Below are 13956 nucleotides of genomic sequence, written 5' to 3'. Positions count from 1 at the left end.
CCTCAGCCCCGCGGTTCTCCGAAGCCGGTCGGCGGGGTTTCGGCGACGGCGGCGCGGCCGGGGTCGCGCTTCTGGGTTTCCAGCAGGATGTCGCGGGCAATCGGGGCCGCCGCGGTGGAGCCGCCGCCGCCATGCTCGACGAACACCGCGCAGGCGTAGCGCGGCGCCTGGATCGGCGCGAAGGCGACGAACAGCGCGTGGTCGCGCTCGCGCCAGGGCAGGTCCTCGTTCTTCTTCACGCCGGTGTTGCGCTCGGCCATGGTGATGCGGCGGACCTGGGCGGAGCCGGTCTTGCCGGCCATCTCATAGCCGACCTCGGTGATGCGCGACTTGAAGGCGGTGCCGTTGGGGGCGTTGGTCACCTCGGTCATGCCGCGCAGCACGATGTCGAGGTTCTCCTTCTTCACACCGATGCTGGGCCAGGCCGTCTGCTCGCCGCTGACCGTCTTGATCTGTTTGGTCAGGTGCGGTTTGACCGCATAGCCGCCGTTGGCCAGCCGGCAGGTCATCACCGCCAGTTGCAGCGGCGTCGTCAGCACATAGCCCTGGCCGATGGAGGCGACCAGCGTCTCGCCCATGTCCCAGTTCTTGCCCAGCGTCGCCTTCTTCCAGGCGATGGACGGGATCAGGCCGGCGCGCTCGTGCGGCAGGTCGATGCCGGTGCGGCTGCCCAGGCCGAACCGATTGGACATCTCGGCGATGCGGTCGATGCCGATCCGCCGCGACACGTCGTAGAAGAACACGTCGCAGGAATGGCGCAGCGCGCCGACGAAATCGATGGTGCCGTGCCCGCCGCGCTTCCAGCAGTGGAAACGGTGGTCGCCCAGCTCCAGATGGCCGGGGCAGAACACCGTGTGCCGGTTGCTGACCACCCCCGATTCCAGTGCCGCCAGCGCCGCCATCATCTTGAAGGTGGAGCCCGGCGGATATTGTCCGACCACCGCCTTGTTGTTCAGCGGCGTCGCCTGGTTGGACAGCAGCTCTTCCCACAGTTCGGCGCTGATGCCCATGGTGAACTGGTTGGGGTCGTAGCTGGGGTGCGAGCACAGGGCATAGATGCCGCCGGTGTGGACATCCATCACCACGGCCGAGGCGCTGACCTCCTGCGACAGCCGCTCCTGAACGAAGCGTTGCAGGGCCATATCGATGGTCAGCTGCACCTCGCGACCGGATTGGCCCTCGTCGCGGGACAATTCGCGGATGACGCGGCCGACCGCATTGACCTCCAGCTGGCTGGTGCCGGCGGTGCCGCGCAGCACCTTTTCGTGGAACTTCTCGATGCCGGCCTTGCCGATGCGGAAGCCGGGCAGCGACAGGACGGGGTCGCTGTTGCCGCTCAGCTCCAACTCCGAGACGGCGCCGACATAGCCCAGGATATGGGCGGTCCAGTCCGCCTGCGGGTAATAGCGCAGTTCGCCCACCTCGATGGACACGCCGGGCAGGTCGGGGGTGTTGGTCTCCAGCGTCGCCACCTGTTCCCAGGTCAGGTTCTCGCGCACGGTGACGGGAACGAAGCGGCGCTTGCGGTGCAACTCGCGCAGCACGCGGCGGCGGTCGCCATCGGTCAGCGGCACGATGCGGGAGATCTTGTCGAGCGTCTCCTGGATGTTGTGGGTGCGCTCCGACACGACGACAACGCGGTAGTTCTGCTGGTTGACCGCCAGCGGCACGCCGAAGCGGTCTACGATGTTGCCGCGGGACGGCGCGATCAGCCGCAGGCTGATGCGGTTCTCCTCCGCCAGCATGGTGTAGCGCGCCAATTCGACCACCTGCAGGTAATAGAGCCGACCGACCAGTGCGGACAGGCCGGCCAGCTTGATACCGCCCAGCACCAGGGCGCGGCGCGCCAGCAGGCGGGAACGGTCGGTGTCGCGATCGATCGAACTCATGAGACCCGTCGACCCTTTACCCGTTCAGGAACGCGCGATGGACGCGGATCAGCAGCCAACCCACCGCAGGAAACACCGCCACCGTCAGCAGGCCCTGAAACAGGGCCGGCAGGATCGACAGCGTGACGGCGTCGAGCACCGAAAAAGCCAGCCATTGCAGCAGGACGGCACCCGCCATCACCAGCGTGAAGCCAAACCACAACAGGGCGAAGGTGCTGGCCAGGAACACCCGGCGCTGGTTCAGGACCGCCCATTGGGCGACGACCAGCAGCAGGGCATTGACGCCCAGCGGTCCGCCGATCAGGAAATCCTGAAGCAGTCCGATGAGAAAGGCCACCCCCGGACGCATCAGGTCAGGCCTGTGGATCGTCCAGTAATAGACCGAGACCAGCGTCAGGTTCGGTGCGACCGGGGCATAGCCGGGGACCGGCAGCGGGATCATGCCGACCAGCACCATCATCACCGTGACGGCGAAGGGCGCTAGATTGCGCCCGGTCTTGTCCACTTTCTGCCAGAAGGTCGCCGTCATGACGGCAATCCCCCGGTTGGCGGACCGTCCGTCCGGCTCACGTCCAAAACCAGCTCACTTCCACATCCACTTCACTTCGAATCTGGCGACGGGTCCAGATCGGTGCTCGGCAGGCCGAAATCCACCAGACGCAGATGCTCGACGCGTGACAGGTCGGCGCTGGGCAGGACGCGGATGCCGCGCTCGCTGACCGCGGTCACCACGCCCACCGGCAGGCCGGGCGGGAAGAGGCCGCCGTCGCCGGAGGTCACCACCCGCTCGCCCACCTGGATCGGCGAGTCCGGCGGCAGATAGAGAAGCTTGGCCTGATCGGAATTGTCGCCGGCGAGGATCGAGCGCTGGCGCGTGTTCGACAGGATCACCGGAATGCGGGCGTTGATGTCGGTCAGCAGCAGGACGCGGGACGACCATTCGCCGACCTCGATCACCCGGCCGACCAGACCGGCGCCGGCGAGCGCCGCCTGACCCTTGCGCACTCCGTCGCGCTTGCCGGCGGTGACCACCAGTGTGCGGACGAAGGAACTGCCGGGGGTGGCGATGACGCGGGCGGCGATGTAGTTGACCGACGGTTCCGGGCGGACCCGCAGCAGACTGCGCAGACTGTTGTTCTCCGACTCCAGCCGCAACGCGGCCTGCTTCCATTGCAGAAGCCGGGCGTTCTCGGCCTTCAGCCGCTGGTTCTCGTCGAAGGCGTTCTCAAGCTCCACCGCGGATTCGACCACGCGTGCCGCGGTGGCGGCGGGGCGGGAGATGGCGTCCAGGATGGGGGCGAAGGCATCGGTCACGCGTGCGCGTGCGCTGTCGACCGAGACGGACTCGATCTTGCCGACCATCATCAGGGCGATGGAGGCCAGCACGAGCAGAAGGAAGGAGAATCGCTGCGCGAGAGCCCGCAAGGGGGCGGCAAGGCGGATGACGGAGCCGGATGAGCGTGGCTTCACAGGAAATTCCCGTCCAGATACGCGGTCCGTCTCCGGTCCTCACCGCCAGGGGTGGGCAGGGGACCGGAGGCCTTCCAACCAGGGATACACCAATCAGTAGGCGCTGACCAAGACGTTTCGCAGCGTCTTCATCTCCTCCAGCGCGCGGCCGGTGCCGAGCGCCACGCAGGAGAGCGGATCGTCGGCGATCGACACCGGCAGGCCGGTGGCGTGGCGCAGGACGAAGTCCAGATTGCCCAGCAGGGCGCCGCCGCCGGTCAGCACGATGCCCTTGTCGACGATGTCGGCGGCCAGCTCCGGAGCGGTGTGCTCCAGCGCGACCTTCACCGCCTCGACGATGGCGGAGACCGGCTCTGCCAGCGACTCGGCGATCTGGCGCTCGGAGATGATCAACTCCTTCGGCACGCCGTTCATCAGGTCGCGGCCCTTGATCTCCAGGATGCGGCCTTCGCCGTCCTCAGGCGGACAGGCGGAGCCGATTTCCTTCTTGATCCGCTCGGCGGAGCCTTCGCCGACCAGCAGATTGTGGCTGCGGCGGATGTAGCCGATGATGGCCTCGTCCATCTTGTCGCCGCCGACGCGCACCGAGCGCGAATAGACGATGCCGCCCAGCGACAGCACGGCCACTTCGGTGGTGCCACCGCCGATGTCGACGACCATCGAGCCCGTCGGTTCGGTCACTGGCAGCCCGGCGCCGATTGCGGCGGCCATCGGCTCCTCGATCAGGAAGACGCGGCGGGCGCCTGCGGCCTCCGCCGATTCCTGGATCGCCCGGCGTTCCACCGCGGTCGAGCCCGACGGCACGCAGATGATGACCTGCGGGCTGGCGAAGCTGCGGCGGTTGTGAACCTTGCGGATGAAATGTTTGATCATTTCCTCCGCGACTTCGAAATCGGCGATGACGCCGTCGCGAAGCGGCCGGATGGCCTGGATGTTGCCGGGGGTGCGGCCAAGCATCATCTTCGCCTCGTCACCGACGGCGAGAACCTGCTTTTTGCCGCGCACGTTGGCGATGGCGACGACGGACGGTTCGTTCAGGACGATGCCGCGGCCCTTGACATAGACCAGGGTGTTGGCCGTCCCCAGATCGATCGCCATGTCGGCGGACAGCACGCCGAGCAGTTTGGAGAGCATGGAGCTGACGAACTCTATCAAAGCGGTTGAGACGGCCGAGCCGACGGACTGGCATAGCATGCCCGCCAACGGTTCCATAGTCGAATGCGCCCGCACGCTCAAGCGGAGAGTGCGCCCGGCAGCCCTGATGCCTGCTGTGGACAGGGTCCCCGGCGAACCGGAGACCGCCGCGGCATGGCGTCTGGTGATGGGCACAGTGGCGGGTTAGGGTTAATAATCCGTCAACGGGCCCAAACCCTGCGGCAAAGCCCATTCCGATCCGCTGAAAACCCTGCTGGCCGGCGTGACGGTGAAGTGTCTATCCCTGTCGTTGCTGCGCCGCAATAGACATTTGACAGACGAGACGAAGGAACATCGTGACTTATCAGTGATGATCCGCCGTGGATTTCGACCCAACTTTCTCCTCGGGCTTGGCAGCATGGCCGTGATGACCTTCGAGCCGGTCCATGCAAGCCAGCAGAACGCCGGAAATCACGAAGGTCATATGAATGATGACCAGCCACATCAGCTCGTCGCGCGAGGTCTGGGCTAGGTTCATGAAGGCTTTCAGCAGGTGGATGCCCGAGATGGCGACGATGGAGGCGATCAGTTTCAGCTTCAGCCCGCCGAAATCGACCTTACCCATCCAGTCCGGCCGGTCTTCATGATTGGCGACGTCGATCTTGGAGACGAAGTTCTCGTATCCCGCGAAGATCACCATCAGCAGAAGGTTGCCGGCGAAAGACAGGTCGATGAGCGTCAGCACGCCCAGGAGCACGTCCTTTTCGCTCATCTCCAGCACATGCGGGATCATGTGCAGGATCTCCTGCGTGAACTTCACCAGCAGCGCGGCCAGTGAAACCACCAGCCCGAGATAGAAGGGCGCGAGCAGCCAGCGGCTGGCAAAGATGATCTGTTCAAAGCGGCGTTCGATCATGGCGGGTTTCGGCACGTCGTTGGGGAGGGGGATAGGGACCATGTGTCGCAATGCTGCGCCGCAAAATCAATCGGACAGTTTCTTCCGCATGCGCGAAGTGAGGGAGGGCTGCCCTAGGTCATAGGCGCTGTCATCGTACCGTAACGTCCCGGCGCTATGGTGGCGGCCTGGAACGAGACCGCCGGGAAGGGTTTGGCGACCATGAAGACCTCCGCTCCGCACATCGTGTCCGCGTTCGAGGACGCGCTGAAGCGGCTGAAATCCGCCATCGTGCAGATGGCCGGCGCTGCGGAGACGCAGATCGACCAGGCCCTGACCTGCCTGGCCCAGCGCAACCCCGAACTTGCGCGGGAGATCGTGGAGTCGGATGCCCGACTCGACTCCTTTGAACATGACATCGAAGCCCACTGCATGCGCCTGCTGGCGCTGCGCCAGCCGGTCGCCGACGATCTGCGCGAGGTGATCGCGGCTTTGAAGATCGCCGGCAACCTTGAGCGCATCGGCGACCATGCGGCCAACACCGCCAAGCGCGCCGTCGCCATCTTCAGCCTGCCCGACTCCGGGTCGATGGCGGGGCTGCCGCAGCTCGGCCGGCTGGTGCGCGAACGGCTCAGCGCCGTGATCGACGCCTATGTCGACAATGACGGCGAGGCCGCCCTGCGGATCTGGCGCACAGACGACGAGGTGGATGCACTCTACACCAGCCTCGTTGCGGAAGTGGAACGGTCAGCTCTGGCGGCGCAGGACCAGTTCACGGCGCACATGCACCTGATGATGATCGCCAAAAACCTTGAGCGCATCGGCGACCACGCCACCAACATCGCCGAGGTCGTCTATTTCGTCAGCACCGGCCAGACCCTGCTCGAAGAGCGTCCCAAGGCCGATCATTCCTACGACCCGGTCCGCTGAAAGCGGAGCGCCGCATGGCATAAGGCCGTTGTGCGGCGCTCCACCGCGCCTATGGGGGATGGTAATTGCGTTGCGGAGTGATCACGTTAGCGTAACGATGCTTTCGTCACCCGCACACGAGACAATACCTCCCTGATGACCGACGACCTGATCCGCCTCTATGCCGCCATCCTCGACCGCCAGCAGATGGACCCGGCGCATTCCAGAACCGCGCGGCTGATCGCCGCCGGGCCGAAGAAGATCGCCAAGAAAGTGGGCGAGGAGGCGGTCGAAGTGGCGCTGGACGCCATGAACGAGGACCGTCAGGGCGTCATCAACGAAAGCGCCGACCTGCTCTACAATCTTTCGGTCCTGTGGGCGACGCTGAACATCCATCCCGACGACGTGTTCGCGGAGATCCGTCGGCGCGAGGCGCTCTATGGGATCGCCGAGAAGCTGCCGAAGACGGCGCCGGAGCGCTGAGGGCCCTGTATTCGGCACCTCTGCCGCCAGACCGCCTGTCCGTCAGGCCACCCCAAGCCTTTCCAGCGCCGGCAGCCGCCGCTGCATGAAGGCCGCATGCCGGCGTGCCAGTTCCGCACGGTTGGCCTCATCCCCCTCGCAGCGTTCGCCGTCGCGGCCCAGCACGATGCCGTCGGCCGACAGGTGGCGCCAAGCGAAGGCGGCGGGCTCCTCGCCCAGTCGCATCGCGAGTAGGAACAGCGCCTCGATCCGCGACACCGGCGCCCCGGCACCCAGCAGTGGCGAGGCGAGCTGACCCGGCGTGTCGTCGAAGCGATGGCGCTCCAGAACCGCGGCGTTGAAGCGGTCACAGGAAACTTTCCGTTCGGTGCCTCCATCCTCGGGCATCGCCGGTGCCGCCAGCGACAGGCTGGTCAGCAGGATCAGCGCCCGCATCACCGCGTCCTCGCCCTGCGCCGCCAGGGCCGGGCGGGCAAGCAGCGTGTCCACGCTTTGCGGTCCTTCCGCCAGCGCCTCGCCCAGGGGCTGGTACAGCGCCCGGGGGAAGGAAAGGCGGCCGACGGGGGTGGAGGCGCTTTCCGGCAGGTCGTCGGCGGCGACCAGAAGCGCGAAACGGGTCTCTCCCAGCAGGGTACGCCGCTCGGCCCGGCCCAGACGCTCACCGCCCTTCACGAACAGGTCGCGGCGGAAGCTGCGGTTGGTCATCAGGTCGCGCAGGGTTTCGGCCTGGGCGGCGTCGCGCGCCTCGCCCGCCAGCGCCTGCTGGGCGGGGGAGAGGGTGAGATCGTCCAACTGCTCCATCGGGACGGCGGCACCGGCGAACTCCAGCTTGGCGGAGGCCAGCTCGCGCGTCACGTCGGCATGGTAGAAGGCGGTCCAGTCGCCGTTCAGATATTCATGGGCGATGTAGTTCGGCGATTTGTGGCGAAGCTGTTCGATCCGCTCCACCACGCCGTCGGTGTTGGCGAACCAGCCGCCACCCTGCGCCGCCATCCGTGCGGCGAACTCCACCGCGGCGGCGATACGGTCGGGCAGGGGGCCGTCGCCTTCGGCGCTGCGCTCCACCAGCAGGCGGCGCAGCGGCATATGGGCCAGCGTGCCGGGCAGGGCGTTGTAGCTGACGAAGACGATGCCGCCCGGCGCCAGCCGGCGGCGCAGCACCTCCAGCAGGATCGCCCGGTTCCCGGCGCTCACCCAGGACCAGACGCCGTGCAGCGCGACCGCATCCAGCATCGGCCCGTCGCGCCGGGCGTACTCGGCAAAGCTTTCCTCAAGGAACTCGGCATTGGCCAGCCCGGCATCGGCAGCCAGCCGGCGGACACCGGCGATGTGGGAGGGGTTGAAGTCCATTGCCTCGAACCGTGCCGCCGGATGGGCGCCGGCCAGCAGGGCGCTGGTCAGGCCATGGCCGCAGCCGGGCTCCGCCATGGTGAAGTTGCCGCGGCGCAGCGCCTCCGGCGAGCGCCAGCCGCGCAGCGTCAGCGCAAAGCAAAGCATGGCCGGGGACCAGTCGCGATAGACGGCGCGGATATAGTCGATGCCGCCGACATAGCCTTCGGTCCAGCCGCCCATCCCCGATCCCCCGTTCCGATGCCCCGTTTCGACAGCGCCGGTGTAGCTGCCAGGGGCGGAGTCCGGCCACTGAAAAGCGTGCGCCAAAAAATTCACATGGGGTGCGATTTTGCTATCGACAGGTCAAAAGCCCTTCGTTATAAACCGCGCCACACCGGCCGGGACAACGGCTTGGCCGGCGCGATGAACAGTCGGTTGGTTTCTGAAAAGATATCAGTCAAGTTCACCGCATCAAGAGATGGGCGCATAGCTCAGTTGGTAGAGCAGCTGACTCTTAATCAGCGGGTCCAAGGTTCGAGTCCTTGTGCGCCCACCATCTCTTGAACATGTCCTACGGATGGGCGCATAGCTCAGTTGGTAGAGCAGCTGACTCTTAATCAGCGGGTCCAAGGTTCGAGTCCTTGTGCGCCCACCATCCATAAGGGGCTGGAACCGAGCAGGTTCCGGCCCTTTTCCATTTCCGGAATTCGGTTCGGTGTGGGAGAGGCGACTCCCCTAATGCCTCTCCCGGTTCCTCACCCCTCCGCCTGTGCCAGGAAATCCGCGGTCACCCGGTCCATCGTCGCCAGATGGGTGTGGAACCAGTCGGGAAAATGCTCGGTCACATACAGCCGGGCACGGTTCTCCTTCCCCTCCGCCAAATCGGCCTCCATCGTCGCGACCACGGTCAGGACACGGGCGTGCTCCTCCGTGTGGCAATGCAGGGCGAAAAAGCCGTGCTGGGTCATCAGCGCGTTCTCGCGGGCGAAATGCTCGCGAAGATGCTTGGCGAAGGCGGCGAAGGGAGCCCGGAGTTCGCCGACCGGGGCCTCGCAGGCCGCCTGCAGCAGCGCGACCAATTCGACATGGTCGCAGTCCATGACCGCATGGCCGAGCATGGGGACGGTGCCGGCGGCCGCAGGCGTGGCGGTGGCGGCGGGTGTGGTGGTCGCAAGCATGATGTTCGCTTCCAAAAAAGATGGCCTTCGGAGACGACGCTCCGAAGGCCACCATACCCGCACAACCGACATGGTCTCTTGACGGTGGTCAAGCCACCCGGATGGTCAGGCCTTCGCCTCGCTCGCCTCCAGTTCGTCGATGAAGCCGCGGATGACGCCGAGGCCCTTCTGCCAGAAGGCCGGGTCGGAGGCATCGAGGCCGAACGGGGCCAGCAGCTCCTTGTGACGCAGGGTGCCGCCCGCCGACAGCATCGCCAGATACTTCTCGGCAAAGCCCTGTTCGGCGTCCTGGTAGACCGCGTAGAGCGAGTTCACCAGGCAGTCGCCGAAGGCATAGGCGTAGACATAGAAGGGCGAGTGGATGAAGTGGGGGATGTAGGACCAGAAATGGCGATAGCCCTCGTCGAAGCGCAGCGCCGGGCCCAGGCTTTCGGTCTGCACCGCCATCCAGATCTCGCCGATGCGGTCCGAGGTCAGTTCGCCCTCGCGCCGTTCGGTGTGGACACGGCGTTCGAAGTCGAAGAAGGCGATCTGGCGGACCACCGTGTTCAACATGTCCTCGACCTTGCCGGCCAGCATGATGCGGCGGCGCTTCGGGTCGGTCTCGGCCGCCAGCAGGGCGCGGAAGGTCAGCATCTCGCCGAACACCGACGCGGTTTCCGCCAGCGTCAGCGGGGTATCGGACAGGAAATGGCCCTGTTTGCCGGCCAGGATCTGGTGGACGCCATGCCCCAGCTCATGGGCCAGCGTCATCACGTCGCGTGTCTTGCCCTGGTAGTTGACCAGCAGATAGGGGTGGACGCTGGGCACGGTCGGATGGGCGAAGGCGCCCGGTGCCTTGCCGGGACGGACCGGAGCATCGATCCAGGGGTTGTCGAAGAAGCGCTTGCCCAAGCTGGCGAGGTCGGGGGAGAAGCGGCCATAGGCGCCCAGAACGATGTCGCGCGCCTCGGTCCAGGGAATGCTGCGGTCGGCATCCTCCGGCAGGGGGGCGTTGCGGTCCCAGTAGTCCAGATGGTCCTGCCCGAACCACTTGGCCTTCATCGTGTAGTAGCGGTGCGACAGGTCGGGATAGGCGCCCTTGACGGCGGACACCAGCGCGTCGACCACCTCGTCCTCGACCCGGTTGGACAGGTTGCGGGCGGAGGTCGGCGTCGGATAGTTGCGCCAGTCGTCCTCGATCTCCTTGTCCTTGGCCAGCGTGTTGGTGACCAGCGCAAACAGCCGTGCATTCTCGCCCAGCACCTTGCCCACCACCTCGCCGGCCTCGCGGCGGACGGCGGGATTGCGGTCGGACAGGCGGTTCAGCGCCTCGGCACAGGTGAGATCCTTACCGCCCATCGGGAAGCGCAGGCTGGCGATGGTCTCGTCGAACAGGCGGTTCCAGGCGGCGCGTCCGACCACATGCTTTTCGTGCAGCAGCCGCTCGATCTCGTCGGACAGCTGGTGGTCGCGGTAGAGGCGGACGTCGCGCAGCCACGGCTCGTAATGGCGCAGCGCCGTCGACGCCTTCTGCTTGGCCGCCAGATCGTTCTCGTCCAGCCGGTTGATCTCCAGCGTGAAGAAGATCAGGTGGGCGGAGATGTCGTTCACCCGCTCCTGCGCCGACTGGTAGAATTTGGCGACGGTCGGATCGACCATGTTGCCGTTGTAGACCAGCCCGGCATAGGACATGACGCGCGACAGCGTCTCGTCGATGTCCTCGTACTGGCGGATCGCCGCGGCCAGGTCGTCGCCGCTCAGCGCTGCCAGCTTGGCGGCATAGCGCTCGCGGAAGGCCTTGCATTCGCGTTCCATCCGGTCGAGGTCGGCCTTCAGTTCGGGCAACTCGGTGCCGGGGTAGAGGTCGCTCAGGTCCCAGGTGGGAAGCGCACCCAGATCGGGGGTGTCGTTTGCGGCCGTGGCGGCGCTGCTGGTCATCGAATCCCTCCAGAGATTTGTCGGATCCATATAAGCGCGCACGCGGCGCGGGCAAAGTCCTCATGCGGCGGGCAGGCTTCCCTTGCTCTCGACGATTGGATGCAGGGCCTGCCGCCCTGCGTGCAGGACCGCGCGCGACAGCGCGGCCAGCGCGGTGCCGGCGATGCGGCTCTGCTGCCAATGCAGCGGCACGTCCAGCGGCCGGCCGGGCACCAGCTCGACCAGACGGCCGGCCGCCAGATGGTCGGCGACCAGCGGGTCCGGGTTCATTCCCCATCCCAGCCCGGCCAGCGCGCCATCGACGAAGGCATGGGTGGAGGGCAGCCAGTGGGTCGGCGGGGTGGGCACCGGCGACGGTTCGTGATCGCCCAGCACCAGACGCAACCACTGCGCCTGCAGCCGGTCCTTGCGGTTGAAGGTCAGGCAGGGGGCGGTGACGAGGCTTTCGGCCGTCACCCCATCAGGGAAATGGCGGCGCAGATAGTCCGGGCTGGCGGTGGCGCGGTAACGCAGCGTGCCTAGCGGATGGCTGTTGCAGCCGGGGACCGGCGCCGCGCTGGCGGTGACGGCGGCCAGCACCTCGCCCTTGCGCAGCCACTCGGCGCTGTGGTCCTGGTCGTCCAGCACCAGATCGAACAGACAGCCGGGAACCTCCGCCATCGCCGCGACGAACCATGTGGCGAGGCTGTCGGCATTCACGGCGATCCGCAGGGTGACCGGCCCGTCCGCCGGGCTGAGGCCGGGCAGGGCGCCGCGCAGCTCGCTTTCCAGCAGGGCGACCTGTTCCACATGCTGGCACAGGCGCTGGCCGGCGGCGGTGCCGGTGCAGGGCTGGCCGCGCACCACCAGCACGGCGCCCAGCCGCTCTTCCAGCAGCTTCACCCGCTGCGACACCGCGGAGGGGGTGACGTGGAGCTGCCGCGCGGCGCGTTCGAAACTGCCGGTGCGGATGACGGCAGCCAGGGCCGCCAGCAGCGGATAGTCCAGCATGGATTAGCTCTGCTTCATCAGGGCAAGAAGGATTAAGTACGGCAAAGGAAGGCCCGGTGGTAGCGGATTGGCATCCACCGACGCCGGAACCGCCACGATGACCGAGCTTTCCACCGCTGCCCTGCTTCCCGCCTTCCTGCCGGGCCTGTTCCTCGGCTTCAGCCTGATCGTCGCCATCGGGGCACAGAACGCCTTCGTGCTGCGCCAGGGGTTGCGCAACGAGCATGTGCTGGCGATCTGCGCCACCTGCGCCTTGTCGGACGCCGTGCTGATCCTCATCGGGGTCAGCGGATTCGCCAGCGCCGGGGCGCGCTGGCCGTGGCTGGAGCCGCTGATGCGCTATGCCGGTGTCGCGTTCCTGCTGGTCTATGGCCTGCGCAGCGCCCGGTCGGCCTGGCAGGGCAGCAGCGGTGGATTGATCCCGGCGGACCGGGAGGCGGGCGGGCTATTGCCGGCGCTGCTGACCTGCCTGGCTCTGACCTGGCTCAATCCGCACGTCTATCTGGACACGGTGGTTCTGGTCGGCTCCGTCTCCGCCCGCTTCGCCGAGGCGCGGGGCGCCTTCGCCCTGGGGGCGATGACGGCGTCCTTCCTGTTCTTCTTCGCGCTAGGCTATGGCGCGCGACTGCTGCGCCCGCTGTTCGCCCGCCCCGGCGCCTGGAGGGCGATGGACGGGGGCATCGCCCTGGTGATGTGGGCGATTGCGGTCGGCCTGCTGATCGGCTAGGCGCGGGCGAACAGGGCGTCGTCCTCGCAGAACAGCAGCGAGCGGTGCAGCGCCGTTCCGGCCATCGTACCGGCACCGACGGCCAGCGCCACCGATCCTGCCGCCCGTGCCGCGTCTCCGCAGGCGAAGACACCGGGGACGCTGGTCTCCTGCATCGCATCGACACTGATATGGGTGCCGAGCGGCCCGTCCTCGCTCGCACACCCAAGCTGTGCGGCCAGTGGGCTGGCAACGCTGCTTCTCGGCAGTACGAACAGTCCGGCGAACGGCAGTTTGCGTCCGTCGGCGAGCGCGACCTCCGGCGGGTCGCGGTCGATCCCGCTGATGAGGGTGGTCTCGACGACGACCCCACGCTGCGCCAGATGGGCCGACTGGTCGGCGTCGAGGTCGAAGGTGCCGTTCAGCAGCAGCGTCGTCGGTCCCCAATCCGGCAGCATCAGCGCATGGTGCATGGAGTGCCCTGACACCGCTATGACACCGATACGGCCTTGCATCAGTTCATAGCCATGGCAGTAGGGACAATGGAAGACGGACCGGCCCCAACGTTCCGCCAGGCCGGGAATCGCCGGCAGCTCGTCGACCACACCGACGGCGATCAGCAGCCGACGCGCACGGTGGCCGGTGCCATTCGAATCGGTGATCTCGAAGCCCATGCTCGTCCTGACGGCTTTTTCGGCCCGCCCGGTCATCCAGGTGACGGTCGGATAGCGCATCAGTTGGGCGCGGGCTTCGGCGGCGATGTCTCCCGGCGGACGGCCATCCTGCCCGAGGAAGCCGTGGGAGTGGCTGGCGAAGCGGTTGCGCCGCAGCCCTTCATCCATGACCAGCACCCGGCGGCGGGCGCGGGCCAATTGCAGCGCGGCGGCGATGCCGGCGTAGCTGCCGCCGACGATGATGGCGTCATAGGTCGTCATGTCGTTTCCGTTCATGCCTGTGCCTTTCCACGGATGGAGCGGACGCTCTGTCTGCGCCTGATCACGACACACGATAAGTTACATGAAAGGGTGCGGTCAATGTGCCATGTAACTT

General features: G+C 66.7%; 13 protein-coding genes and 2 tRNA genes. 5 read left to right on the top strand and 10 right to left on the bottom strand.

Translation table 11 applies throughout. From position 1 onward, the window contains the following. Positions 1–2 precede the first annotated feature (2 nt). The 5 genes from mrdA to ACWPN8_RS11810 form a co-directional block, all read right to left on the bottom strand. Entirely contained in the window at positions 3–1889 is a 1887-nt protein-coding gene (mrdA, locus tag ACWPN8_RS11830) for a penicillin-binding protein 2 (protein ID WP_492240878.1), read from the bottom strand. A gap of 16 nt (positions 1890–1905) precedes the next feature. Further along, the gene (gene mreD, locus ACWPN8_RS11825) at positions 1906–2418 is read right to left on the bottom strand and encodes a rod shape-determining protein MreD (RefSeq protein WP_109050854.1); all 513 of its coding nucleotides are present in this window, start codon (positions 2416–2418) and stop codon (positions 1906–1908) included. Positions 2419–2489: 71 nt separating this feature from the next. Further along, positions 2490–3359, bottom strand: a complete 870-nt coding sequence (mreC, locus tag ACWPN8_RS11820; protein WP_109050853.1) for a rod shape-determining protein MreC — start codon at positions 3357–3359, stop codon at positions 2490–2492. A 93-nt stretch (positions 3360–3452) separates the two neighbouring features. After that, positions 3453–4493, bottom strand: a complete 1041-nt coding sequence (locus ACWPN8_RS11815) for a rod shape-determining protein (protein ID WP_012974729.1) — start codon at positions 4491–4493, stop codon at positions 3453–3455. Positions 4494–4857: 364 nt separating this feature from the next. Next, positions 4858–5409 (bottom strand): TIGR00645 family protein, encoded by a 552-nt coding sequence (locus tag ACWPN8_RS11810; RefSeq protein WP_109096138.1) that lies wholly within the window; start codon positions 5407–5409, stop codon positions 4858–4860. Positions 5410–5610: 201 nt separating this feature from the next. Here ACWPN8_RS11810 and phoU point away from each other — a divergent pair, with 201 nt between their 5' ends. Next, complete coding sequence (phoU, locus tag ACWPN8_RS11805) at positions 5611–6318, top strand: phosphate signaling complex protein PhoU (protein ID WP_109452377.1); 708 nt, start codon at positions 5611–5613, stop codon at positions 6316–6318. A gap of 135 nt (positions 6319–6453) precedes the next feature. After that, on the top strand, positions 6454–6780 hold the full coding sequence (hisE, locus tag ACWPN8_RS11800) for a phosphoribosyl-ATP diphosphatase (RefSeq protein WP_492240877.1): 327 nt from the start codon (positions 6454–6456) through the stop codon (positions 6778–6780). Between the two features lie 42 nt (positions 6781–6822). Here hisE and ACWPN8_RS11795 read toward each other — a convergent pair whose 3' ends face one another. Continuing rightward, positions 6823–8352 (bottom strand): class I SAM-dependent methyltransferase, encoded by a 1530-nt coding sequence (locus tag ACWPN8_RS11795; protein ID WP_492240876.1) that lies wholly within the window; start codon positions 8350–8352, stop codon positions 6823–6825. A 240-nt stretch (positions 8353–8592) separates the two neighbouring features. On the opposite strand from ACWPN8_RS11795, the gene ACWPN8_RS11790 reads away from it, so the two are divergent. Both ACWPN8_RS11790 and ACWPN8_RS11785 read left to right on the top strand, forming a co-directional pair. Next, positions 8593–8668: transfer RNA gene (locus ACWPN8_RS11790), tRNA-Lys, on the top strand. Between the two features lie 23 nt (positions 8669–8691). Continuing rightward, a tRNA-Lys gene (locus ACWPN8_RS11785) sits at positions 8692–8767 on the top strand. A 100-nt stretch (positions 8768–8867) separates the two neighbouring features. Here ACWPN8_RS11785 and ACWPN8_RS11780 read toward each other — a convergent pair. The 3 genes from ACWPN8_RS11780 to ACWPN8_RS11770 all read right to left on the bottom strand — a co-directional run bounded on the left by ACWPN8_RS11780 (position 8868) and on the right by ACWPN8_RS11770 (position 12200). Continuing rightward, positions 8868–9290 (bottom strand): bacteriohemerythrin, encoded by a 423-nt coding sequence (locus ACWPN8_RS11780; protein WP_492240875.1) that lies wholly within the window; start codon positions 9288–9290, stop codon positions 8868–8870. Positions 9291–9395: 105 nt separating this feature from the next. Continuing rightward, positions 9396–11210 carry a M3 family oligoendopeptidase gene (locus ACWPN8_RS11775; protein WP_492240874.1) on the bottom strand — a complete coding sequence of 605 codons (1815 nt, stop codon included), beginning with the start codon at positions 11208–11210 and terminating at the stop codon, positions 9396–9398. A gap of 60 nt (positions 11211–11270) precedes the next feature. Continuing rightward, positions 11271–12200 (bottom strand): LysR family transcriptional regulator ArgP, encoded by a 930-nt coding sequence (locus tag ACWPN8_RS11770; RefSeq protein ID WP_492240873.1) that lies wholly within the window; start codon positions 12198–12200, stop codon positions 11271–11273. A gap of 97 nt (positions 12201–12297) precedes the next feature. Between ACWPN8_RS11770 and ACWPN8_RS11765 the strand changes: the two genes are divergently transcribed. Further along, a complete protein-coding gene (locus ACWPN8_RS11765) occupies positions 12298–12927 on the top strand; it encodes a LysE/ArgO family amino acid transporter (protein WP_492240872.1) in 630 nt (209 codons plus the stop codon). Here the strand turns inward: ACWPN8_RS11765 and ACWPN8_RS11760 are convergent. Then, entirely contained in the window at positions 12924–13856 is a 933-nt protein-coding gene (locus tag ACWPN8_RS11760; RefSeq protein WP_492240871.1) for an NAD(P)/FAD-dependent oxidoreductase, read from the bottom strand. The genes ACWPN8_RS11765 and ACWPN8_RS11760 overlap by 4 nt on opposite strands. Positions 13857–13956: the final 100 nt, after the last annotated feature.

The sequence above is a fragment of the Azospirillum sp. UENF 112521 genome (assembly GCF_058780665.1).
The sequence above is the reverse complement of the archived record's forward strand: the minus strand, read 5'-3'. Positions and strand labels throughout refer to the sequence as shown.

Bases quoted from the DNA above. Each gene is read 5' to 3' on its own strand.
- mrdA (WP_492240878.1), bottom strand. From the start codon at position 1,889: ATGAGTTCGATCGATCGCGACACCGACCGTTCCCGCCTGCTGGCGCGC.
- ACWPN8_RS11775 (WP_492240874.1), bottom strand. From the start codon at position 11,210: ATGACCAGCAGCGCCGCCACGGCCGCAAACGACACCCCCGATCTGGGT.
- mreD (WP_109050854.1), bottom strand. From the start codon at position 2,418: ATGACGGCGACCTTCTGGCAGAAAGTGGACAAGACCGGGCGCAATCTA.
- ACWPN8_RS11795 (WP_492240876.1), bottom strand. From the start codon at position 8,352: ATGGGCGGCTGGACCGAAGGCTATGTCGGCGGCATCGACTATATCCGC.
- ACWPN8_RS11780 (WP_492240875.1), bottom strand. From the start codon at position 9,290: ATGCTTGCGACCACCACACCCGCCGCCACCGCCACGCCTGCGGCCGCC.
- ACWPN8_RS11810 (WP_109096138.1), bottom strand. From the start codon at position 5,409: ATGATCGAACGCCGCTTTGAACAGATCATCTTTGCCAGCCGCTGGCTG.
- ACWPN8_RS11760 (WP_492240871.1), bottom strand. From the start codon at position 13,856: ATGAACGGAAACGACATGACGACCTATGACGCCATCATCGTCGGCGGC.
- phoU (WP_109452377.1), top strand. From the start codon at position 5,611: ATGAAGACCTCCGCTCCGCACATCGTGTCCGCGTTCGAGGACGCGCTG.
- ACWPN8_RS11815 (WP_012974729.1), bottom strand. From the start codon at position 4,493: ATGCTCTCCAAACTGCTCGGCGTGCTGTCCGCCGACATGGCGATCGAT.
- ACWPN8_RS11765 (WP_492240872.1), top strand. From the start codon at position 12,298: ATGACCGAGCTTTCCACCGCTGCCCTGCTTCCCGCCTTCCTGCCGGGC.
- hisE (WP_492240877.1), top strand. From the start codon at position 6,454: ATGACCGACGACCTGATCCGCCTCTATGCCGCCATCCTCGACCGCCAG.
- ACWPN8_RS11770 (WP_492240873.1), bottom strand. From the start codon at position 12,200: ATGCTGGACTATCCGCTGCTGGCGGCCCTGGCTGCCGTCATCCGCACC.